This is a genomic window from Paraburkholderia youngii (assembly GCF_013366925.1).
In the GTDB taxonomy this organism is placed as follows: domain Bacteria; phylum Pseudomonadota; class Gammaproteobacteria; order Burkholderiales; family Burkholderiaceae; genus Paraburkholderia; species Paraburkholderia youngii.
Genome location: NZ_JAALDK010000004.1, coordinates 125,112 through 145,782 on the forward strand (window position 1 = coordinate 125,112; position 20,671 = coordinate 145,782).

The following is a 20,671-nucleotide window of genomic DNA, read 5'->3' on the forward strand; positions in this document are numbered from 1 at the left end:
GCAATGACACTAAAAGACCTCGGTGCCGATATCGCTGCAGAAGTTGAGACGATTCTGTCTGGTGAATTCAGGATTACAGTTACCAATACGAACACTGTTCCGCACTCCGATGATGGCGCAATAACATTCCCCAATCTCGATTCGAAAGAACAGGCTTGCAAGGTTGTTGAGACTTGCGTTGTGTTCATCGATATCCGGCGCTCGACTGAACTCAACCTCGCGCACCGGCCGCAGACGGTTGCGAAGCTCTACTCGTCGTTCGTGCGGGCGATGGTTCGATGCGCTGAGCAATTTAACGGACACGTAAGAGGGATCATCGGCGATCGTGTGATGATCATGTTCGATCGGAACAACTGCTTCTCCAATGCCGTCCATACTGCTGCTGCGATGAATACTGTCTCAGAACACATCATCAATCGCCATTTCAAACACGGTGAAGTTGCATGTGGCATCGGCATAGACTTTGGCCGGATGCTTGCCACGAAGACCGGCTTTCGCCGCCACGGCGTGCAACGTCACAGCTATCGTTCGTTGGTGTGGCTGGGCAGACCAGCAAACGTGGCATCGAAGCTCACGGACATCGCGAACAAGCCCGCAGTAACGCAATGGGAGACAAAAGCCCGCGTTGCTTACGATTATGGCTTCGGCACAGGATGGCACTGGAGTGACGAGTCACTCGAACAATTTGTATCGAAACTCCAGGCGCAATATGCACCGAGTCGTGTCGTGCACACGAGTCCTTTCTACGGCTCGTTCTTTACCTCCCCCGAGCTGATTACCCTGCGTCCAGCGACGCCACCAATTCTGATGACGAAGACGGTCTATGACGGATATTGCGGCGTCTATCCAAACGCAACTATCGTCCGTCAGGGCACACTCAAGCAATATTCGGTTCAGGTTCCGGGATACGACGGACAAATATACGGCGGTAATCTCGTCTACGAGGACATGAAACAGTAGCCGCCAACCATCGTCTGCGTGGCGGTCGCGACGCGCTCGGTCTGGTCGAGCATTGTGCCGCTCGCATACTGACCGGCGAGCCTCGCGGTCACACCGTGATTGCGGAACGCAAAACCTGCCTGCTGGGCGATGTCATCGATAATGCTCGTAACGTACGGTGTACCGAGCCATGAAATCGGCGCGGCCGTTGCAAAGCGTGTCCACAACCCGTGCGCTTGAACTAACGACCTGCTCCGTTTTCGATGAGCAATAGCTTGCGGTCGCGGTTGCCTACCGCGCGGTAAGACTCATCGAGATCGTCGGCGGTGTCATTTTCCGACCCGTCAATCCGCTGATCGCCCACCTTCGACCAGGGGACGATCCAACCAACGAACTTACGCCACACGCCCATGCGCCGAGCCCGAGAGGCCTCAAAGGGAGATCAAAGCTGCTCCGAAGGGTAAGACAGTTCTCGGCTGTGTACACGTAAAACGCGTTTTTCGCCGTGTGGCGCTAAGCCCCTGATTCTGCAAGCAACCGAAGTGCAACGTTTATGGACCACCGCGGTAAACGTTGCATTGTGTGTACACCTCTAGCACAACTCACTTCCCACGGGATTCGGAAAGACAATCAAAATTAAGCGTCTTTCCGACGTTTGGTCCGTAACGCGTTAAACCCCGGCCGATCTGCCCGGATCATATGCGAAGGAGCGGACATAAAAGGCCGCTAAAACTCTGTGCCTTTTGCCCCAAATTGCTTGCGAGAAATTGTTTCAATGGTAGCCATTCATCAAGGGTTGCCATGCGCATTTTCAGGAACAAGCGGCAGGCCGCGCTATCCACGGCCCCCGGCATGTATGCCGAGGAAGAAGATCCATCGAAAGTCATCTTCGAGACGAGCACGCGGCTCAAGGTCGAGAGCAACCGCTGGATGCTCATCGCTTTCGCCTGCGCTGCGGTCGCGGCCGGAGCGGTCTGGACGCGTCAGCCACCGCCTTCCGTTACTCGCGTGGTCGGCGTCTCGGCCGACGTCAGTGGTCATCCGGTGGTGACTGAACTTGTTGCCTACAAGCCCGACTCGCAGGCCTTGCGCATGAGCATGCGTGATATGGCCGTCCGCTGGTTCACGATTGAGCCGGTCCTGACCGACAGCCTTCAGACGTCGCGTATGTCGCTGAACATCAACTCGGTGAAGGCACAGATGATTGGCGCGGCCACCGACCAGTTCAAAAGCTGGCTGCGCGACGACGCTCCTTTCCAGCAGATCTCGGCCAATCCCAAGCTGATCCGTGAAGTGAACGTGCGCAACATCGCGCTGCTGGAGGACCAGACGGTGCTCGTTGAATTTACAACGACGACCTCTCAGGCGGGCGCTTCCGGCAAGCCAGACGTCAAATCGTATGCGCTGACCCTGCGCTATCAGATCGTCGCGCCAACGGCCGACGCAGCGCTCACCGCCAATCCCTTCGGCATCTATATTCCGTTCTTCCGCCTCGAGCGGACCGGTGGAGCTTGAACTGCATGACTTCCAGACTTCAACGGCCAGCGCTCGGCCTCCTTGTCCTGCTCGCGGCAACGGCGTTGCCCATGACTGCGGCGAACGCCAAAAAGCCTACAGACAACGGTTCGTTCAACGCCGCGATGATTGCCGGTGACCCAATGAGTCCGGTTAATCCATTCAACAGTGGAACAGACCCGCTTACGATGCCAGGCGACGCTCGCATCGGCGTCTTCCCATATAGCCGCGACCAGATTTTTCGCGTGCTCACCGCGCCGCTCAAACTCACGACCATCGAGCTCGAGCCGGGCGAGAAGCTGATTGCCGATCCCGCGATGGGCGACAGCATCCAGTGGGAAGTTGACGACGACAAGATGAACCACGTGTTCATCAAGCCGCACAAGGCGGACATCGTCAACACTCTGCACTTGACGACAAACCGGCGCGAGTACGACTTCACGCTGATCGCGTCGCCAGCCGGCGGGTTCTTCTATCAGACCGTGCGCTTCCAGTATGCGCGCGCACCGATGGTTCGGACGAGCGTGCGCGACGAAGGAAACGGGGCAGGGCCGGGCGCAACAGGTAGCGAGCGCGGTGGTGATTCGGGCGCGATCAGCGTCGCGCCCGACAAGCTGAACTGGGATTACTCGGTCGACGGGAATGCTGAATTCAAGCCCGAGGTCGTCTTCGATGATGGTCACTCGATCTGGATGCGTATGCCTGCAAAAGCGCAAACGTGGCCAGTGCCGATGTACAAGGATCACGGCGACCGGGTCGTCGGAAATTTCATCCGCCGTGGTGATTTCCTTGTGTTCCAGCGCCTCGCCGACGAGATCGTTCTCGTCTCGGGCAAGGATGAAGTGACGGTGATGCGTGGGCGCCGACGCGTGTTCGGAGTGTTCTGATCGTGGCCAAAAAAACCGAACAGGCGACGCCCAACGCCGAGCAGGCCGCGATCGTCAAAGGCAAGACGCCCCGCAACGCCATCATGAGCATTGGCCTGCTGGCAGCATTGATCATCGGCGCGCTTGGTTTCTACTATGAGCTGAAAGCCAGCGATCAGGCGGCAGAAGAAGCCAGGCTGAAAAAAGCGTCGGCCCTGAAAAGCAGCACGGAAGTACCGGCTGCAGGCACCTCTGACATCGACAAGGTGATCAGGCAGCAACAGGAGGCCGCTGCGGCAGAGGCGGCCGCGCGTGCGGCGTCGGATGCGGCGGCAGCGCAGCGTCCGACGGTGAAGCCGATGCTGACGGGCAATGATTTCCAGCGGGAGGTAGGGTCGGGCGGTGGCGACACAGCGGCCCTCGCCGCCAGCAACAAGCAGGACGCGATCTATACCTCGTCGGTGTTCAAGCAGTCGGGCGCCTCGCGTAATTCAAACCAGCCTGCAACCGCCACGCCTGCGGGCGTTCCCACTCTGGACGATTTTCGTGCGGCGCGCGCCGCAGCGGCTTCCGCTGCGCAGAACCCGGCAGACGCGATGGCGCTCGCGCTGGGCAAACAGGGCCAGGCACCGGAAGACCGCGACAAGGCGTTCCTGAAAGAAACGGCAGGGCAGGGCGGCATCGAGCGGACGACATTCAACGGACAGGCCGGCGGCTGCACGCTGACTCCTCCACACAACATTCACGTCAAGACCGTCGAAGGCCTGAACTCCGACAAACCGGGGCGCGTCGCGCTGATGGTGGACGAAGATGTGTACGACAGCGTGCGCGGCGATTGTCTGATGATCCCGAAGGGTGCCTTCATCAACGGCGCGTACAGCGCGGACATCAAGGTTGGTCAGGAGCGGCTGCTTGTCGCGTCGACCAGCCTGCGCCTGCCGAATGGCAAGAGCGTACCGATGAACGGCATGCAGGGGGCTGACCAGAACGGTTACGCGGGCTTTTCAGGCGATGTCAACAACCACTTCCTGGCGATTTTTGGAGCAGGCTTCATCACCGCAGTTCTGCTGAAAAGCTTCGACAATGGATCAACGACCTCCACGACGGCAAGCCCGATCGGCATAACGACCACTGGGAGCACTGCAGGGCAGGTCGCGGCCACGACTGCCCAGGCCGTGCTTCAACGCAACCAGAACATCCCGCCGACGATCACGGTCAAGCCCGGCGAAAAGTTCCTGGTGCAGGTCACGCAGGACATCGTGATGGAGCCGTACCATGACTAGGCGCGCGGTTGCCGCGCTGGTTCTGACAGCCGCGTGCTCGTCATCCGGCGCGGCAGTCATCGACACGGTCATAAGTCCAACCCGGTTCGTCGTTGAGGCGAACGGCGAGCGCTCCATGCTTGAGCTTCCCGGCACGCCGGTCTACGCGTGTGGCCTGCAGCGCTTTCTCACGTGGGCGCAACCCCTGAAAGGACAGAGCATTACGCCGGGATCGCGCGGCTTTGCGTCCGTCCTCGTTGATGGCGCGCCTGAAAGGCTGGAGGTGCTGCTGGCGAGGAATGGATGGCTGCAGCCAGCAGTGCTGGACGATGACGCACAGGCTGCGATAACCGAGCGCCGCGGTGGTTGGGCCTGTACGTCAGCGCAGACGCCGTTCGATGTAATGCATACGAGCGTCGACGCGAAGATTCTAGCGGGCGTCGCGCTGAATGAGTCGGCCTACAACGGTCGTGCGTGGCCTTGGACGCTCAACGTCGCCGGACGTGGCTTCTTCTTCCGCACGCGCGATGACGCTTACAGGGCAATTCGCTTCCTCATCTCCGATGGTCGCTGCGATTTCGACGTTGGCCTGATGCAGGTGAACTGGTGCTACCACCGGCAGCGCTTTGCGTCGCCGTGGGATGCGCTTGCGCCGGCAACGAACATCCACGTGGCCGAAGACATCCTGAACGAGAACTATCGCAAGACGAATTCGGCCGTGAAAGCCGTGGCGTACTACCACAGCGCCAATCCGCAGCCAGGCCGCGAGTACCTCGCGCGCTTCATCCAGCATCTTTCCCAAATCGACCGCGGTCTATGAAGCAAACGCTAACCCTTATTGCGCTGGCAGTTCTTTCATTGCCTGCCTCGGCCGCGAGCACCGATCCGCTCGACTTTGATTATCAGGTCAACGGCAATATGACCGAACGGCCTGCGCTGATCTTCAACGACGGAAACGACACGTACCTGCAGCCCGCGGGCAGGGCAGACCCTGAAGGTTGAAGGGGGCCACGCTGAAGGGCCTTACATCGTCGTGCCAGGCACCCCGGAAGTAGTTTCGTATTCGGTCGGCGGCTCTAGCGCCACAGCGCGATGGAAAAAGGCCAACACTTTTACGGCAGAGGCGAGCAATCGAAGTGGCGACATGCCGGTCGGCTTCGCAGGCTTCTCGAATCGCCTTGCCCTCATCGGCCCGCGCGCGCGGCTGGAGACGTCGCGCCCGATGAGCGCGACGCTGCCACTCGCGCAGATGGTCAAGTCGCTCGTGCCGCAGGGCTGGACAGGCTCCGCGCAGAAGGACGTCGATCTGACCGGTGCACAAAGCTTCGCCACGCGTGACGGCGAGAACTGGATGCAGTCGCTCGACCGTCTACTCGGTGCAGTCGATCTGTATGCCGACGTCGACTTCAATGCGCATCACATCACGCTGCGCCGCGCGGCCGTCAAATCAACCGGTGTGAACTATGTCGCGAGCGCGGCGCCGGCGGAAGCAGCAATCACTACGGCAGGTCAGGAGCCAGCGAGAGCAGCGACCGACAATGACAAGCCGCAAGCGCAGGACGGGGGTCTTGCAGCGAAGTTTGGCGCGCTCGCTATCCGGGATGGCGATGACACGCATATCCAGATCCGCTTTTCACAAAGGCCCGCAAAAGAGCTCGTCTTTCGGGACATGGATGGGCATTCGCTCAAGCCAAAATGGGACGACTCAAGCAACGTCGTGACTTTCAACCGCGCAGAACGCTTTGTGGTTTCCAACGGCTCGGACAGCGTCGAAGTCGCGCGCGTCGCGGGGCTCGTTTACACGTTCGAGCCGAAGAACAGCGCAGGCCTCGAAGCCGTCTTCGACCAGGAAGGATCGACGTTCTTCAAGTTTGCGGACACGGTCGGCAACGTAAAGGTGTCTGACGTGGCCCACATGGGGTCGGGCGAGCAGAAGGGCCGGTACTTCAAGTTCAACGGCACGGCAGACCAGTTCATCGTGAACGCCGACGGCAACGTGGTGAACGTGACGCGCAAGCATGACGTTCGTTTTTTTGATCGACCGAAGTCATGAGAGCGGGAGTGGTCGCCGCGTTCAGTGCGGCATTACTAGGCGTGCAGCCCGCGTTCGCTGATTGTCTCGATGACGCCGCGCAGTTCCATCACGTCAACGTTGTGCTGGTGCGCGCGATCGCGCAGCAGGAGTCGGGGATGCGCGCCGATGCGGTGAACCGCAATGCCGATGGCTCTGAGGACATCGGCCTGATGCAGATCAATTCTTCGTGGCTCCCGAAGCTCAGGCGCTACGGCGTCACGCGGGAGTCGCTGTTTAACGCATGCGTCAACGGATACGTCGGCACATGGATTCTGGCGTCGAACATCAAACAGTTCGGCCCGACGTGGAAGGCGGTAGGTGCGTACAACGCCGTCTCGACGAGCAAGCAACTCGTGTACGCGAATCACATTTATCGGCGCGTCGTGCGCGCGGCCCACTGACTCTCATGAAGCCAATGATCATTATGCCCATCCGTCGTCGCGCGTCGCTCATTGCGAAGGTATTTGTCGTTCTCACGCTGACGGATATCACTAACGCTTCGTTCTCGCAGTCGCATCTGTCGCCGCCGGCAGGCGACGGCTGGCAGATGCTTGCAGCTGGCACACCCGCTGCGCCCGCGCCGGCGGTAGCGCCCGTCGCTTCCCTCGCAATGGTGGCACCGACTTCGTCCGCGTCATCGACGTCCCACACCCCGACGCCAGCGGCGTCGCCGGCCGTCGCCTCGACCGCCGTCACCCCGGTCATCCTGCTAGGCACTGGCGCGCCAGCAGGGGCCAGTTCATTGACGCTCGCGATCACGCCGCAGGACATCAACCTGCGTAATGCGCTTGACCGCTGGCTGCAGCAACAGGGCTGGCAACTGGCCTGGAAGATCGACGATGACCTGCCGCTCGAATTCAACGCGACCTTCAGCGGCGACTTCGACTCGGTGCTGACGCAGGTCATGCGTGCAACAAACCACATGCGCACACCCACGCGGAGCTGTGTGCACACCAACAACGTCATTCGCGTGATTGCCCGCGCGGCCAACTGCCAGGATTAAATCAACAATGCGTCTCAACCATTTCCAGGCTGCTGTTTCCCTCCTGGTCGCGACGGCCCTGACCGGCTGCTCGATCTCGCAGTCCGACATCAATGGCGCCTATGACGCGGCGACGCGTGACGCGACGCACGCGATGGCAAACACTGGCGACTCCATGCCGCTCGTTGAGCATGTGCCGACTGCATTTCTCGGTGACCGTCTGGTGCCCGTCGCGTATGAGGCCACGCTGCCAGCCGTGTTCCGTGAGAAGACCATCACGCTGCCTGCAAACCTTCCGATCACGAAGATCGCCACACTGGTATCGGATGCGTCGGGATATCCCGTGCACCTGAGCCCGGACGTGTTCATCTCGCGTGACTCGCTTATCGACACGACGTCGGGCGCGGCGGGTGGGCAGGCGAGGAGCCAGTTGGGGTCAGCAAGTGGCAACATTGAACCCGTCTATCGGCAGCCGGGAACCGCGCGTATCGGCCAGTACCTGCACAGTGTGACAGAAGATCTTGGTCTTGCGTGGAGCTTCGATGGAGCGACGATCAACATCTCGCGCTTCGTAACCCGCACCTTCCAGATCGCGGCCGTACCGGGCGCGGTAAGCATCAAGTCGACAATTTCGAAGGGCACCGACACCTCGACCGGGGCGCAGTCGAACGGCACGGGTACCACCAACGCGAGTACCGGCTCGTTTTCCGCAGTCACGTCGACCGGACGCGACGGCACTTTCGACCAGATCGCGTCGATCACAAAGGAACTGGAGAGCCTGAAAACCCCGCTGGGCAGAATCACCGTCAATCCACAGACCCGGCTTGTCACCGTGCGCGATACGAAGGAAGCGGTAGACCGGATGAGCGATGTGCTCAGGCTCGAAAACGCCGTGTTTACGCGCCAGGTCTCGATTCGTGTGCGCACGTTGCAGGTTGCCCTTAACGACGGATCGCAGGCTGGCGTGAGTGCAGACATCGTCTTCAACCGCATCTCTGACGGCCTGAAGCAGTACTCGATCAGCGTCGTGTCGCCGACGTCACTCGCAACCGCCGCCGGCCAGGTCGGCCTTTCGATCCTGAAGCCCAACGCGCCGCTGACGGGTACGAACGCCGTCATCAGTGCGGTGAACACCTATGGCAAGACGATCTCGGACAACACGCAGACGAAGATGACGCTCAACGGTCTTCCTGTGTCGATCGGCTCTTTCGAGACGAAGGGCTACCTTGCAGCGACCACGCCATCGGCTGGCTCGATCAGCGGCACGACGGGCGGAGTCCCGGGCCTGACGCCCGGTTCTGTGACGGTCGGCGACTTCGTGAATATCCTGCCATCGGTGAACGACCACAACCAGATCATCCTGTCGTACTGGAGCGACAGCTCAAAACTGAACGGTCCTTTCACGACGATCGGAACCGGCTCAGGCCAGTCGGCCCAGCAGATCCAGTTGCCAGACGTTGTGGGCAGCAAGAATGACCAGACCATCGCACTCGCCGACGGCCAGACGGTCGTCATGTATGGCGCGGTCACGAACAACTACGACGGTTCCAGCAACAACGGCATCCTCGGCGCGAGTGGCGCGTGGAACAAGGCGAAGACGTTCCAGGTGATTATGCTGACCGCGACGGTCGTACCGTCAATGTGAGCAGCGCGATGCATTTCGAGACCATTCCCAACGAGAAAAAAGCGCGGCTTGTCTTCGGACTGGACTGGAGGGCCTATGCGACCAAGGGCGCAGCGGGCGAGCGCCGGCGTTATGCCGACGAACTCTACGCGACGCACTACGTTGAAATCAAGGGCAAGGAAGAAACGGTCGCCGGTTTCTGTGCGCCTGAACCCGCCGAACGTAAAGGTCTGAAGCTGTATTCGGCGGCCGCGCGTGTAGCCGGTCTCGACCGTGTCCGCTCGAAGCCCGCCGTGCTGGTGCTCGTGCAGGACGGCCAGCGGGTGCACGTGATTCTCATCGTTCGCGGCGCGGTACGCGTCGACCAGACGGTCGCGCTGAATGCGCTCGAGGACCGTCGTGATGCGCTCGAGGATGAGTGCGCTAAAGACCGGGTACGTCTCGTCACAATCGGCCATGGGGCAGATCTGACCGATCTGGACGAGCCGTTCACGCCCACGGAACTGCTGAGAGTCAAGAACACTGGACTGATCAGAAAGCTGCCGGTCAAGGTGCCGAAGATCATTCCACTGGCGGTCATCGCTGTCGCGCTGGTGTACGTGGGCAGTGAGGCGCTGTCCTATATCGATCCACCGCCACCGCCGCCCGCACCGCCGCCGACCTACATGCAGGACTATCAGGCCGCTGTGGCGCGGACCTTCAACGGGGCGGTCCCGCTCGCTTCTGCACTTGCACCAGCACTGATCGACACGTTTGCGAAGCAGGAAACGAACGTCGCCGGGTGGCAGTTCCGAAATGCGTCGTGCGGGGCCACCGGCTTCTGCTCGATCACCTTCAAGCGTGAGGGCGGCACCTACAAGGAATTCGACGCACGCGCTCCGGCCGAAATGCGTCCGGTCGTATTTGATCCCAACGGTTTGCTGTTGCAGGTCAAAGGCCCTGCGGTCCCGCACGTGCAGAAGCTTGCGCTCGCCGGGCAAAAGCAGTGGCCAACCGCACAGTCGCTGATCAAACAGCTTCAGACCGATCCTCAGCGGCTTTCGACGAAGCCCGACCAGCTGATGAGCCACGGCTACGTTGTCACGCTGCGGCCGCCCCAACGTCTGCTAGCCCGCCAGCCGAATCCTGGCGAGATCAGCGGTCAGCTTTTGCACGCGGGAGACTGGACCATCGAAGGCTACATGTGGCAGAGCCGCCTGCTCGAAAAGCTGCCCCAAAACATGGCGCTCGACTCGCTGGATCTTGACCTAAAGGACGATGGCAGTGGCGTTCACTTCACCGCGAAGGGTAAATACTATGTTCTCCAATAAGTCTGGCCGCTTCGCGGCGGCATCGCTTGTCGTGTTTTGCGCCGCCGGGTTTGCACACGCCGATGAAAGGCACCTGACGCTCGATGACATCGACAGTCTGGCGCGACAGAACCTCGTCAACTCGATGCGCAAAGCGGACGGTGCCCAGCCGCCCGCGGGCGGACTTGCACTCGGTTCTCCGATCATCGCTGCACCTCTCGCTGGTGCCTCTCCCGCAGCGACTGCACCGGTCGTCGTCAAGCCGAAGCGCTCTGACGCGCCAGTGAAGCAGGCGATACCGGTGTCGTTCGTTGGCGCGTATAGCGATGCGTCAGGCGCGCACGTGCTTTACGAGTATCAGGGCGGCGTCTATACAGCAGGTCGCGGCGAGAAGCTGCTGAACGGCTGGGTCGTGACGCACGTCGATGGCTATCGGGTTACCGTGGCTGAAGGGAAGCGCTCCTGGTCGGATGTGATTGCAGTGCCTGCAGGTGTTGCTTCGTCTGGGGACAACCCCGCCATTCGGGCGATCACGGATCTCGGCGGTCCGCTGCCGGTCGCCACCAACGTCGGCATATTTCCGGGAGCACACTGAGCATGGGCATTTTTTCAGGTGTTGAATCGGATGACGTCCAGTCGAGCGGCGGTTTCCTGAAACGGTTCCGTGCTGTCAGGCCCACCGCGTTCGTCGAGCCAGGGCAGGCGGCAGGGAATGCGACGGGTCAATCCGGTCAGGAACCGACCTTCAGGGAGCCGACGCGCGCTGTTAACCCATCAGTATCTTTTCTTGGGCGAAAACTGTCCGGCGACGATGTCGAGGACGTTGAGTCGTTCACCGAGCTCGACGCGAGCGTAGCGCCCGGCCGTCAGGCGGTCGCGGCGCCAGCACCCTGCGTGCCGACACGGCCGACAGCGCCCGTAAGCACGCCAGAAATTGATGCGGTTAGCGCTAGTCCGGTATCTCCCGAGCGGGACGCATCTACAACGTCTGCTCGCGCTGACATGGCCAGCACGCTGGGCGATGCGTACGCGGAAGGCGAAAAGGCGCTGCTCGAACTCGACGCGCTAATCGCTGCACAACGCGGGACCGCTGAGCGCGTTTCGCCTTCGGCCGCAGACGCCTTCGCTCTCGAGCCGCAGTCTGGTGCGCAACCGCAACCGCAACCGCAATCGCAACCGCAACCTCAGGATCGCCCGGACGGTGAAGACACGACGGGGCAGGAGGCCGTTCCGTCAGCCGCTTTACCGGCCGAGTCCGCTCTGCGAATGCAGGCCTTACCGCGCGCGACGGCGCCGGCTGAGGCTGAAGGAGATGACGGTGATGAGCCGACAGGCGAGCAGAACGGCAGACCGGTGCTGGTATCCGCTGACGCACTGCCCGATTTCAAGCGGGTCGTCACAGGCACCGATAGCGACGCCACCCTCAGACTGTCGCCTGCTGCGCGTAAAGAATTCGTGGCCGTCGAGATCCAGCCGGGCATTGCTATCGTCGCCGCGACCGCGCGCTTTAGCGAGCGCGCGCAATTCACCACGTTCGTGAAGGACCTTGCCGCACGGGACCTGCTTGTGCAGGAAGAGATGATCGCAACCGAGGAAGTGATCGCGGCAATCTACGAAGGAAAGAAGCGCGAGGTATCGGGCAACGTCGAGCGCGAGGCGTCGCGAGCTATTGGCAACTTCCGCGACGTCATTGAAGCCGCGCATTCGTACGGTGCAAGCGACATCGCGATTGAGCCGAGAGACTTTCGCGGTGAGGTGGAAGTCCGTTTCCGGGTCAACGGCGACGTGTACACCTATCGCCGTCTGCCGAAGAACATCATCCGCCGCGCGCTGTCTGCCGCGTATTCCGACCTGGTGCAGAAGAACACCAACTCGGGCAACTCCTTCCAGCCAAGCGCGCCGCAGTCCGCGATGATCCCGCTGGTCGTGGGACGCGACACTATCAACCTGCGCTGGCAGTCTGCCCCGACCGTCGGCGGCTACGACGTCGCCCTCCGTCTTCTCGACGGGAATTTCAAGAATTACTCGGTGCTGATGCCGCACCAGATGGGCCTCGCACCGAGCCAGCTTGCGCTGATCGACACGCTCAACTATGTGAGCGGGGGCATCACTGTTCTGACCGGCGAGACGGGATCGGGCAAGACAACACTGCTCCGCGCGCTGTCGTACATGCTGCCCGATCGCGAACTGAAGAAGCAGTTTGCCGTCAGCGAGCCGTCCGAATATCCATTGCCGTGGCTATCCGAAATTTCGATCATCCGCCGACCGGACGAATCCGACGACGAGGCGAATCGTAAATACGCGGAAGTGATCCGGACACTTATGCGGATGGACCCGGACGATGTAACGATCTCTGAAGTGCGGGATCGCGTGGTCATGGGACTCGTGTCGGAACTCGCGCTGACTGGGCACCCAGTGCGGTTCTCGCTGCACGCAGGCGACATCATTTCTGCCTTCATGCGGATGGCAGGCGGCCGCCTCATGTTGCCGATCGATGAGCTCGCTGCGGAAGGGTTTGTGAATGCGGTCGGTAACCAGAAGCTGATACCGACGCTCTGCCCGAACTGCAAGCTACCGGCCGAAGACGTCATGCAGCAATCCGAGCTCGAACTGCTGCGCGGGAAGTTCGGACTCGACACCTCGCGCATGGCGTGCCGCAATCATGACGGTTGCCAGCACTGCCGCCTCGATGGTCTGTTCTCGCGTGACGGCAAGGTTGCTGGCGGCACGAAGCGGCCCACGCTCGTTGCCGAGTTATACCGGCCGACCGAGGAGTTTCGCGAACGAATTGCGGCTCGCGATTGGGCGGGCGCACGTCAGGTTTGGCGAGGCGAAAGGCAAAGCACGTTCGACAACGAGGACATGACCGGAAAGACGGTATATGAACACGCTCTTTTCAAGGCTTCGCGCGGCGAAATAGACCCACAATTCATCAACCGTTCCATGCAGTCGTTCGCTCAGTACCGGGTGTTTCCCGGCGCGGACGGGAAACTTTAAGGGGTTGATGAGTCATGTTCAGTTCGTTGGTTGCTCTGCTCCCTGAAGCGACGCAGATGCGAATCGCACGCTGGCGCTTCCAGGGCGTGCGGGAGACGTTCTACAAGGAAACGCGCCTCGACATTGAAAAGAAGGGACTGCGTGACGTGGAAACGCTGCGCGAGCGGCTCGAGACGTACGAGAGCCGCAATCGCAAGCGTGGTCGTATCGAATGGAAAGTGTTCGCAAAGGTTCGCGAGCGTCTGGTGAAGGGCGATTCGTTTTCGGCTGCAATCAAGCCGTTTATCCCGGGCGACGAGTTCACGCTCTTCGACATTGCTGACGAGTCGACGCGGAAAGACGCGGTCGTGCGCGGCTTTGAGCTTGCCGAGATGGCCGCTTTCGCCAAGCGCACCCTGTCGTCGCAGACGGCGATGCAGGTGGCCTATCCGACGTTCCTGCTCATCTATCTGTACGGCTTTTGCATGATGTTCGGCGGAATGATCTATCCGCAGGTGGTCGAGATCCGGCCGCTCGAGCAGTGGCCGGACGCGGGCCGGCTGCTGTACCACATCGATACCTTCGCATACGAATACTGGTGGGTGTCGACGTCGCTGATCCTCGGGGCCATTGTTGCATATTTCTATAGCCTCAAGCGTTGGGTCGGACGGGTGCGAGCCCGGTTCGACAACTTCCCGCTGATGTGGCGTAACCGGCGCGACATGCGCGCGGCTTTGCTGATTGTTTCGCTCGCAGGCCTGTTCGACTCAAATCTGACGCTGCGCGCGGCCATCAACCGCGTCGCGCATACCGCCGACCCGTGGCTGCGCTGGCATCTGATGACGATGAGCAAGCGCCTGACGCAGCACCCCGACCAGCCGATGCGCGCCCTGGACACGGGCATCTTCTCGGAAATGATCGTAGACACGATCACCGATGCGGCTGGACGCGACCAGTTCGAAGCGGCGATCAAGTCGCTCGGTCGCGAATCGCTGGCGCGCGTCGTGGAAGCAGTCAAACGCAACGCAAGACTGACCCATTACGTCCTGCTCGCCTTCGCCGTTGTGCTTTTTCTGACGATCGGCGTTGGCTCATACATTGTCACCGGTGCCGTGAATATGACGGGCGGGATTCCGGTCGCTGGCGCTCAGTAGTCGCTCAACGCATCTTTCATCTAGCTGCCCCCTTACAGGGGCGACCTTCGGGAGAACCATATGCAACAAACCAAAATGACGTCTGTTCGTCGTCTCAACCTTCTGCGCGCTGGGCGGCGCCGTAAGCAGTCCGGCGAGCTGTCGTTGATTGAAGCGGGCGCGTATATGGCGGGCGCAGCGCTGCTCGCGATCGCGGTCATCAAGGGCAGCACGTACGTCTACACGCTGATCAAGTCGCAGGAGTTCACGAGCGAAGCGCAGATGTTCCATACGGGCATCCTGAACGCGACGCAGAACGATGCGGACTTCTCTTCGGAGACGCTGACCACGCTGGCGACGAATCGCGCTTTCGACTCCGCCGGCGCTCGCCTGTCGAGCGACAAATCTTCGCTCAAGGGCATCTTTAACCAGCCTGTGACGGTGACTGTGGGTACGCTGAGCACCGCGAACGACTCGTTGATCCTCAACTACCAGGTGCCCGCTGCGGTGTGCGCGATGAGCATCTCTGCATTGACCAACACGTTCTCGCAGGTGGGTGCAAACAGCACGACACTCGCTGGGCCAACGACGACTTTCAGCAGCACTACCGCGGGTACCGCGTGTGCGTCGGCGGGCGCCTACGCGACTCTCCAGCTTTACACGTCGCGCACGTAACAGGGCGAGCGCAACATGGGCAGCTTGCTCGAAATGATGTTCGTGCTTCTGGGCTCGGCGATTCTGACCGGTCAAGGTATCAAGCTGGACATCGAAAATAAACGCGCGACGATGCTGGCACTGGAAGGGCAGAACGAGGCAACGCTCGTTACGGCTTTCCAGGGCTGGATCTCGGACAACTTCGGCACGATCCTGACGCAGTACACCGCGTCAGGCAACAACCCGTCGATCACGCCTCCGACCATCGCGCAACTCGTGAGCGCGGGCAACCTGAAGCAGGCGCACAAGAACGGCCCGTACTGGGGCGGCTCTTACGTTACGACGATGACTATGGTCCCGTCCGGCTGCACGCAGAGCGCAGGGAACTGCCGCGTCGCTTTCACGATGTACCCCACGGCACAGCTACTCAAGGGCGGCAAGGCGGACGTTGCTGGCGCCGCCCAAATAGCGCAGGCCGGTTCCAGGCTCGCGGGCACAAGCCAGTTCGGTTATTCCAACGCGCAGAATCCTGCACAGATCGTTGGGATTAATGGATCGTTCACGGCGGTTAATCCACTCGGGTCTAAAGCCGCTTCGATCATGGCGACCAACGGCCCCGACACCGACGGCAGTTCGATCTACATCCGGCGCGACGGTAGCCTGACGTGGACCGGCGATCAGAACGTGAACGGCGTATCGCTGCATAACGTGAATAGCATCGACGCGACGGGCGCGATCAAAACGGGCGGTCGCGTGGCGACAAACGGGCTCGACCCGTCCGATTTTCCGGCTGGCTATGCCGGTGGCGTGCGAACCTGGGACATCTATGCGGGCGGAACCGTTGGCGTTGGGCCTGGCGCCGCATCTGGTCCGGGAAACCAGACTTTCGCCGCCGGCATGACCAGCAACGGCGATATGTGGGCCAACGGCAAGATCGATGCGCAAGGGCGGATTACATCGGCGTCAACGATTCAGGCAGGGGCCATAGGCGTACCCCGTGCGGCGTGTAGCCCATTGGGTGCCCAGGCTTCGAACAGTGACGGGCGAGGGCAAGCGCTTTCCTGCCAGAACCTGAATGATGGAGCGGGGCCTATATGGATGCCTGTTGGCGGTCCCACGCAAGTCTACAACTTCTATCAGGTTTCGAACGGTACAGTGGTGCCTGCCCCGCCATGCTTCGCCGGGGGATACCCGAAAATCAGATTGGTGCCGCAGGTTTTCCGGGTCGATACGACAGCGGTGGTGAATTTCGATGGCCCGGGTACTGGACCGTGGACGATTTCAATAACAAACGGCTCGGGTTCAAGTACATCAAATGTGGACGGGCAAGCTATCGGCACAGGGGAAGTTGAGACTTACTGCGCCTACTAATATAAATAAAACGATGAGAAAAATTTTAAGATATTTGATCCTCTGTGGGGGCCTCGTCGTCTGGACTCACGCATGGGCACAGCGCGCCCATTGCGCGTATGGCTATCAGGACTCATCTTGCGGGACCAGGATCGCAACTGCGGCGCAGACGGCGCCGCAGTGCTCTATTGCGCCAGGGTGGACGACCGGTGCGGCTGCGCAATGGCAGGGCTCGCATTTCTCGTCGCCGCAGTGTAATTTCCAAGCGCCGCCGAGTTGTCCTGCCGGTTATTCCACGGTGTCCGGCGCGTCATGGAACGGTTCATCGTGGGTTGGCCTCGCATGTGCAATACCGCCGCCACCGGGAAATGTCTGTCCCTACGGCTACGCGAGCGGACCCTCGTGGACCGGCAGTATGTGGTCGTATAGCTGCAATGCGAACCCGCCGACGCCTACCATAGTGTCGATTACGGGATTTTGGGTATGGGGGGCTTGCGAGACCTTCACCAATGGGAACAAATCTGGCTCGATGCCAACAGCGGTCTATCAGAATAACTGGTCCGATGGATCAACCACGTATTTCCAGTATTGGTTCGGTAACCAATACCCGGTTTTGATGGACGGTCAAGGGCGGCCTTACGTGACGTCCATTGGCGACAATTGGGACACGTACGCTGACGGGAACACGTGGCCACTTGCGTCGTTATACGCGGTGGCGGCCGGCTATCCGGGCGCTTCGATTCCACCGCAGCCCGCATACGCTTGTTCGGGTTTTAACCACTAGGAAGAAAAAAGCCCGTCGATGACGGGCCATTTTTCCCACTGAACGGGGTGGTGCGTCTTGTGGCGGCGGAAACTACACGCGACCAAGACAGGTTGTAGCAGAAAAACGGGTGCGGTCTTTGCGGGCTGCACCCTTTCTTTTTGGCGCATGAAAAAAACGATTTTCGGAAATAAAAAAACCGCCAATTTGTGCTGGCGGTTTTCGATCAAGGGCCGCGCGAGCCCTTTGCGATGACGTTAGCCGACGATATTCCCGGTCGTGAACGTGAATGGCCTCGTGAAAGCAGTGCCGTTCACCGTGCCAGACACGTTCACCGTGTACGTGGTGTTCGGAGCCAGCGGCGTCGCCGGGAAAGCCACCGCCGAATATGGCTGCGTCAGCTTGTTCGGATCGTTGGCCGAATCGACCAGTTGCAGGTTGATGACGTTGCCGGACGGGTCCGTCATCGTGCCCGAAGTCAGCACAACCGTGTCGGTCGCGTTGCCCATGACGATAACCGGCGTTCCCCACGGACCCGATGTGTTCGGCGGCATCGGATTTTCCGAAACAGCCTTGTACGGAACGCCGGTCACGCCTTGGCACGGGAACGTAATCGGGCCGCTCGTCGTGAGTTGTTGCATCGATGTATTTATGAGGCTCATCGAGCCCCACACCGCCGGGAAGCCATTCAACGACGTTTCATACTCGCCAATACCAATCGTCGTAACCGGCGTCAGGATGGCTTGCGAGTGATACACGGTCGCAATCCATTCGTTGACCAGCGTCTGGCCGTACTGCGTTTCCGAAAGTGCGGATGTGGTCCAGTAATTCGCGCTCACACCCCAGCCCATTGCACCGGTAGACGGAAATCCGAAATGCACAGCACGATCAAGGTAGCTCACGCCGGTAAAGCCTTGCTGTCCAGCCGTTTCGTTGTCGGCCACCTGATTATTCAAGCCTTCCCACATCGCGTGCGCTTGCGCAGCCTGATCGAGAACGGTGTTTTCCTGAACTGCCGGGAAACCGCATTCCTGGCGATATGCGTTCACCTGATTGAACATGGCCAGCTGAGCGCTATTCGCAGCGTATTGCGGAGTCGGCTGCGTGCCGGTAACGGGCGAGCTGGCCGAACTCGGCGAGCTTGCTGAACTCGGTGCGCTTGCTGAACTCGGTGCGCTTGCTGAACTCGGTGCGCTTGCCGGCGTCGCGGCGCCGGTAGAGCTGCTGCCCCCGCCACCGCCGCCACCGCACGCCGCGAGGCCGAGAGCGGCTGCTGCAAATGAAAGCGCCATCAGTGCTGAAAATTTCTTCTTCATTCTCTTGAACCTTCGATCGTTATTGGCCGTGCCCCTTGCACGACCTTGAGTCCATGTTAGCGAGCGCCGCACAAAGTCAAGTCGCTGCTGCGGCACTTGCCACCTCGATTTCGCATAAATGCTCAATTCCAGCGTGTAGGTACTTTAGAGATAACGGAAATTGTTCGTAAGTCTTGAGCGGTGCAACGAAAAAGCCGTCCTGTCTGCGACAGCGGCGATCGAAGGTCGAGGGTCCACGATGGCGTGGGTACGGCGCGTGATGCACCGGGCACCGGTGACGGCGCTCTCCAGCGAGCTAGTGCGCTTCGACATGCAGGCGCTCGAGACTCCGGAAATCAGCGGCGTCGAATACCAGCAGGGCAGGCATTGTAACGAGCGGTACCGGTTGCGAGCGCGTCGTTGTGTGGATGCAACCGTCTGCTACCGTTTTCCCGAGCCGTTCTTTCGACGGTTTATGCGAATTGCAACAAAAAGAGCGGCGGGCAGTGTGCCGGCGATCGCCGGTTGCTGTTTGCCGACCGTTGTAAGCAGCAGTGATCAGCGATCCGTGCTACTGATACATGTATCCGTACAGGCTGAGGTCGTATCCGCCTGTTTTCGGATCTGCCTGAACAACCAGATCACCCACTGAAAAGCTTTGGGTTGCGGCGGAAGTGGAATTCGTATTGACGAGCGAAAAGAGCATAGTACCAACGGGCGTGACTCCAAATTGCGACGCCTTGAGGTCGAAATTGACCTGGTACGGCGGTCCGCCCCGTGACGGCGCAGCGGTACCCACGATGCTGTACGTTCCCGGCTGAAGTTGTGAGCAAGCGAGTTGCAGTATCGGCAGATAGCCACCGCTTGCCACAACGTAGGTCGAAGAAACCGGTGTGCCGTTGAACGTCACGGTGTAGTTGACGTTGTTGTTCCCTGATCCTGCGTAGAGGCTAACCGGATACGAAGCGTTGGGGTCGGCCGATTGAGCGGGGGCAGCGTCGCTTGCCGCGAGGCCAACCAGTCGCATGACTTCGCCTTCCATGGTCGGATTGATTGGAAGAGCCTCGTTCGTGCTTAATGCTGGGTTCAGGTAGACAGAGAGGAATCCGTGCCCAGATAGGTCCGCGGAAATTCCGGGATTAACGTTGGCTGGTGCGGGCGCCAACTGCTGGGTAATCCAGGCCAACAGCGTCGCCAGTTTGTCAATGACGATATCCGACTGACTGGTGATGTATTTTCCGGTGTCAGGCTTGGCCGCAGGCGTGGCGACGTTCACAACCTGAAACGCATTGCCGATCGCTATACCGTACGGGTTGTACTTGCTCGGTCCCGACGTCTTAGCGGCCGCGTACATCTGCTGCGCGAACATGTTGCCCTCAGAGTGTGCGATGACCACGACCTTGTTGCCCTGTAACGCGGTCGGGACGACCTTGCTCATCACACTGTCGAGCACCTGCGCGGCCAGCGGATCGCTGAGCACATCCTGTATGACAGTGGCAGCACCGGTAGACAGAGCGCTCTGGGCCGCGGATGCGTCAGATCCGCTCAGGTCATTTTGCTGACCGTTCGAGGCAAGGATGACGTTTTCCGCATAATCCAGAAGGCTCGCGGTTGATGATGTCTCCTGGGCTTTCTGAAGCAGTAGCTTGCGGAAGACGTCGAGCACGTGGCCTTCGGTGGGGTTAAAGATCGACGTGACATGACCAGCGTCTACCTGTCCCGCAGCCGTCATAGCCTGCTGGATCGCATCGGCGGATGCCTGTTCAACGTCCTGCGATGAGCCCCAGATACCATTGATGTAGTAGACGCATGGATTAATCGCGCACAGCTTGGTCTGGTAGGAAAGCTGTCGGGTCATTGCTGCCTGGGTGCCCGCCGGCACAGCGGCGAGTAATCCGGGCAACAGTCCAAAAAGGGTAAGTGCGGCACGAAGGCGGCGTGAACGCATA

19 protein-coding genes and 1 pseudogene are annotated in these 20,671 nt (G+C 60.3%); 17 read left to right on the forward strand and 3 right to left on the reverse strand.

The genetic code is table 11. The annotated features are described in order from the left end of the window. Nucleotides 1-3: 3 nt before the first annotated feature. Nucleotides 4-960 carry an adenylate/guanylate cyclase domain-containing protein gene (locus tag G5S42_RS43100; protein WP_176112671.1) on the forward strand — a complete coding sequence of 319 codons (957 nt, stop codon included), beginning with the start codon at nucleotides 4-6 and terminating at the stop codon, nucleotides 958-960. Here the strand turns inward: G5S42_RS43100 and G5S42_RS43105 are convergent. Then, nucleotides 939-1,166 carry a hypothetical protein gene (locus G5S42_RS43105; RefSeq protein WP_176112672.1) on the reverse strand — a complete coding sequence of 76 codons (228 nt, stop codon included), beginning with the start codon at nucleotides 1,164-1,166 and terminating at the stop codon, nucleotides 939-941. The genes G5S42_RS43100 and G5S42_RS43105 overlap by 22 nt on opposite strands. Nucleotides 1,167-1,740: 574 nt before the next feature. Here G5S42_RS43105 and G5S42_RS43110 point away from each other — a divergent pair. From G5S42_RS43110 to G5S42_RS43175, 14 genes and pseudogenes are all read left to right on the forward strand, one after another. Beyond that, nucleotides 1,741-2,454: a VirB8 family type IV secretion system protein gene (locus tag G5S42_RS43110; RefSeq protein WP_176112673.1), complete on the forward strand. Its 714-nt coding sequence runs from the start codon at nucleotides 1,741-1,743 to the stop codon at nucleotides 2,452-2,454. 5 nt (nucleotides 2,455-2,459) lie between these two features. Continuing rightward, complete coding sequence (locus tag G5S42_RS43115) at nucleotides 2,460-3,341, forward strand: TrbG/VirB9 family P-type conjugative transfer protein (protein WP_176112674.1); 882 nt, start codon at nucleotides 2,460-2,462, stop codon at nucleotides 3,339-3,341. Nucleotides 3,342-3,343: 2 nt separating this feature from the next. Further along, nucleotides 3,344-4,603: a TraB/TrbI/VirB10 family type IV secretion system protein gene (locus G5S42_RS43120; RefSeq protein ID WP_176112675.1), complete on the forward strand. Its 1,260-nt coding sequence runs from the start codon at nucleotides 3,344-3,346 to the stop codon at nucleotides 4,601-4,603. Beyond that, nucleotides 4,596-5,402 (forward strand): transglycosylase SLT domain-containing protein, encoded by an 807-nt coding sequence (locus G5S42_RS43125; RefSeq protein WP_176112676.1) that lies wholly within the window; start codon nucleotides 4,596-4,598, stop codon nucleotides 5,400-5,402. Before G5S42_RS43120 ends, G5S42_RS43125 begins: the two co-directional genes overlap by 8 nt. Then, nucleotides 5,399-6,635 (forward strand): annotated as a pseudogene (locus tag G5S42_RS43130) (TrbG/VirB9 family P-type conjugative transfer protein). Before G5S42_RS43125 ends, G5S42_RS43130 begins: the two are co-directional and overlap by 4 nt. After that, entirely contained in the window at nucleotides 6,632-7,057 is a 426-nt protein-coding gene (locus G5S42_RS43135) for a lytic transglycosylase domain-containing protein (RefSeq protein WP_176112677.1), read from the forward strand. The pseudogene G5S42_RS43130 and the gene G5S42_RS43135 overlap by 4 nt, the downstream one beginning before the upstream one ends. A 14-nt stretch (nucleotides 7,058-7,071) precedes the next feature. Beyond that, entirely contained in the window at nucleotides 7,072-7,659 is a 588-nt protein-coding gene (locus G5S42_RS43140; RefSeq protein WP_376777341.1) for a toxin co-regulated pilus biosynthesis Q family protein, read from the forward strand. A gap of 7 nt (nucleotides 7,660-7,666) precedes the next feature. Next, nucleotides 7,667-9,283, forward strand: coding sequence for a type II secretory pathway protein (locus G5S42_RS43145; protein WP_176112678.1), 1,617 nt, complete (start codon nucleotides 7,667-7,669; stop codon nucleotides 9,281-9,283). Beyond that, nucleotides 9,220-10,572, forward strand: coding sequence for a hypothetical protein (locus G5S42_RS43150; RefSeq protein WP_312883749.1), 1,353 nt, complete (start codon nucleotides 9,220-9,222; stop codon nucleotides 10,570-10,572). Before G5S42_RS43145 ends, G5S42_RS43150 begins: the two co-directional genes overlap by 64 nt. Beyond that, nucleotides 10,559-11,146 (forward strand): hypothetical protein, encoded by a 588-nt coding sequence (locus G5S42_RS43155; RefSeq protein ID WP_176112679.1) that lies wholly within the window; start codon nucleotides 10,559-10,561, stop codon nucleotides 11,144-11,146. Before G5S42_RS43150 ends, G5S42_RS43155 begins: the two co-directional genes overlap by 14 nt. A gap of 407 nt (nucleotides 11,147-11,553) precedes the next feature. Then, the gene (locus G5S42_RS43160) at nucleotides 11,554-13,548 is read left to right on the forward strand and encodes an ATPase, T2SS/T4P/T4SS family (RefSeq protein WP_376777342.1); all 1,995 of its coding nucleotides are present in this window, start codon (nucleotides 11,554-11,556) and stop codon (nucleotides 13,546-13,548) included. 56 nt (nucleotides 13,549-13,604) lie between these two features. Beyond that, a complete protein-coding gene (locus G5S42_RS43165) occupies nucleotides 13,605-14,681 on the forward strand; it encodes a type II secretion system F family protein (RefSeq protein ID WP_376777343.1) in 1,077 nt (358 codons plus the stop codon). Nucleotides 14,682-14,741: 60 nt separating this feature from the next. Further along, complete coding sequence (locus tag G5S42_RS43170) at nucleotides 14,742-15,335, forward strand: hypothetical protein (protein WP_246392627.1); 594 nt, start codon at nucleotides 14,742-14,744, stop codon at nucleotides 15,333-15,335. A 15-nt stretch (nucleotides 15,336-15,350) separates the two neighbouring features. After that, a complete protein-coding gene (locus tag G5S42_RS43175; RefSeq protein WP_176112682.1) occupies nucleotides 15,351-16,685 on the forward strand; it encodes a hypothetical protein in 1,335 nt (444 codons plus the stop codon). Between the two features lie 999 nt (nucleotides 16,686-17,684). On the opposite strand, the gene G5S42_RS43180 is transcribed toward G5S42_RS43175, so the two are convergent. Beyond that, nucleotides 17,685-18,488: a CAP domain-containing protein gene (locus tag G5S42_RS43180; protein ID WP_312883750.1), complete on the reverse strand. Its 804-nt coding sequence runs from the start codon at nucleotides 18,486-18,488 to the stop codon at nucleotides 17,685-17,687. 43 nt (nucleotides 18,489-18,531) lie between these two features. On the opposite strand from G5S42_RS43180, the gene G5S42_RS45635 reads away from it, so the two are divergent. Both G5S42_RS45635 and G5S42_RS45640 read left to right on the forward strand, forming a co-directional pair. After that, nucleotides 18,532-18,792, forward strand: a complete 261-nt coding sequence (locus G5S42_RS45635; protein WP_312883751.1) for a hypothetical protein — start codon at nucleotides 18,532-18,534, stop codon at nucleotides 18,790-18,792. 189 nt (nucleotides 18,793-18,981) lie between these two features. Beyond that, nucleotides 18,982-19,374: an RRXRR domain-containing protein gene (locus G5S42_RS45640; protein ID WP_176112684.1), complete on the forward strand. Its 393-nt coding sequence runs from the start codon at nucleotides 18,982-18,984 to the stop codon at nucleotides 19,372-19,374. Here G5S42_RS45640 and G5S42_RS43190 read toward each other — a convergent pair. Continuing rightward, nucleotides 19,294-20,670, reverse strand: a complete 1,377-nt coding sequence (locus G5S42_RS43190; protein WP_176112685.1) for a hypothetical protein — start codon at nucleotides 20,668-20,670, stop codon at nucleotides 19,294-19,296. The genes G5S42_RS45640 and G5S42_RS43190 overlap by 81 nt on opposite strands. Between the last annotated feature and the right edge of the window lies 1 nt (nucleotide 20,671).

Coding starts and splice junctions, on each gene's coding strand:
- G5S42_RS43175 (WP_176112682.1), top strand. CDS start 15,351: ATGGGCAGCTTGCTCGAAATGATGTTCGTGCTTCTGGGCTCGGCGATT.
- G5S42_RS43145 (WP_176112678.1), top strand. CDS start 7,667: ATGCGTCTCAACCATTTCCAGGCTGCTGTTTCCCTCCTGGTCGCGACG.
- G5S42_RS43125 (WP_176112676.1), top strand. CDS start 4,596: ATGACTAGGCGCGCGGTTGCCGCGCTGGTTCTGACAGCCGCGTGCTCG.
- G5S42_RS43160 (WP_376777342.1), top strand. CDS start 11,554: ATGGCCAGCACGCTGGGCGATGCGTACGCGGAAGGCGAAAAGGCGCTG.
- G5S42_RS43155 (WP_176112679.1), top strand. CDS start 10,559: ATGTTCTCCAATAAGTCTGGCCGCTTCGCGGCGGCATCGCTTGTCGTG.
- G5S42_RS43165 (WP_376777343.1), top strand. CDS start 13,605: ATGCGAATCGCACGCTGGCGCTTCCAGGGCGTGCGGGAGACGTTCTAC.
- G5S42_RS43100 (WP_176112671.1), top strand. CDS start 4: ATGACACTAAAAGACCTCGGTGCCGATATCGCTGCAGAAGTTGAGACG.
- G5S42_RS43115 (WP_176112674.1), top strand. CDS start 2,460: ATGACTTCCAGACTTCAACGGCCAGCGCTCGGCCTCCTTGTCCTGCTC.
- G5S42_RS45640 (WP_176112684.1), top strand. CDS start 18,982: ATGGCGTGGGTACGGCGCGTGATGCACCGGGCACCGGTGACGGCGCTC.
- G5S42_RS43140 (WP_376777341.1), top strand. CDS start 7,072: ATGATCATTATGCCCATCCGTCGTCGCGCGTCGCTCATTGCGAAGGTA.
- G5S42_RS43190 (WP_176112685.1), bottom strand. CDS start 20,670: ATGCGTTCACGCCGCCTTCGTGCCGCACTTACCCTTTTTGGACTGTTG.
- G5S42_RS43170 (WP_246392627.1), top strand. CDS start 14,742: ATGCAACAAACCAAAATGACGTCTGTTCGTCGTCTCAACCTTCTGCGC.
- G5S42_RS43180 (WP_312883750.1), bottom strand. CDS start 18,488: ATGTTCAATCAGGTGAACGCATATCGCCAGGAATGCGGTTTCCCGGCA.
- G5S42_RS43135 (WP_176112677.1), top strand. CDS start 6,632: ATGAGAGCGGGAGTGGTCGCCGCGTTCAGTGCGGCATTACTAGGCGTG.
- G5S42_RS43110 (WP_176112673.1), top strand. CDS start 1,741: ATGCGCATTTTCAGGAACAAGCGGCAGGCCGCGCTATCCACGGCCCCC.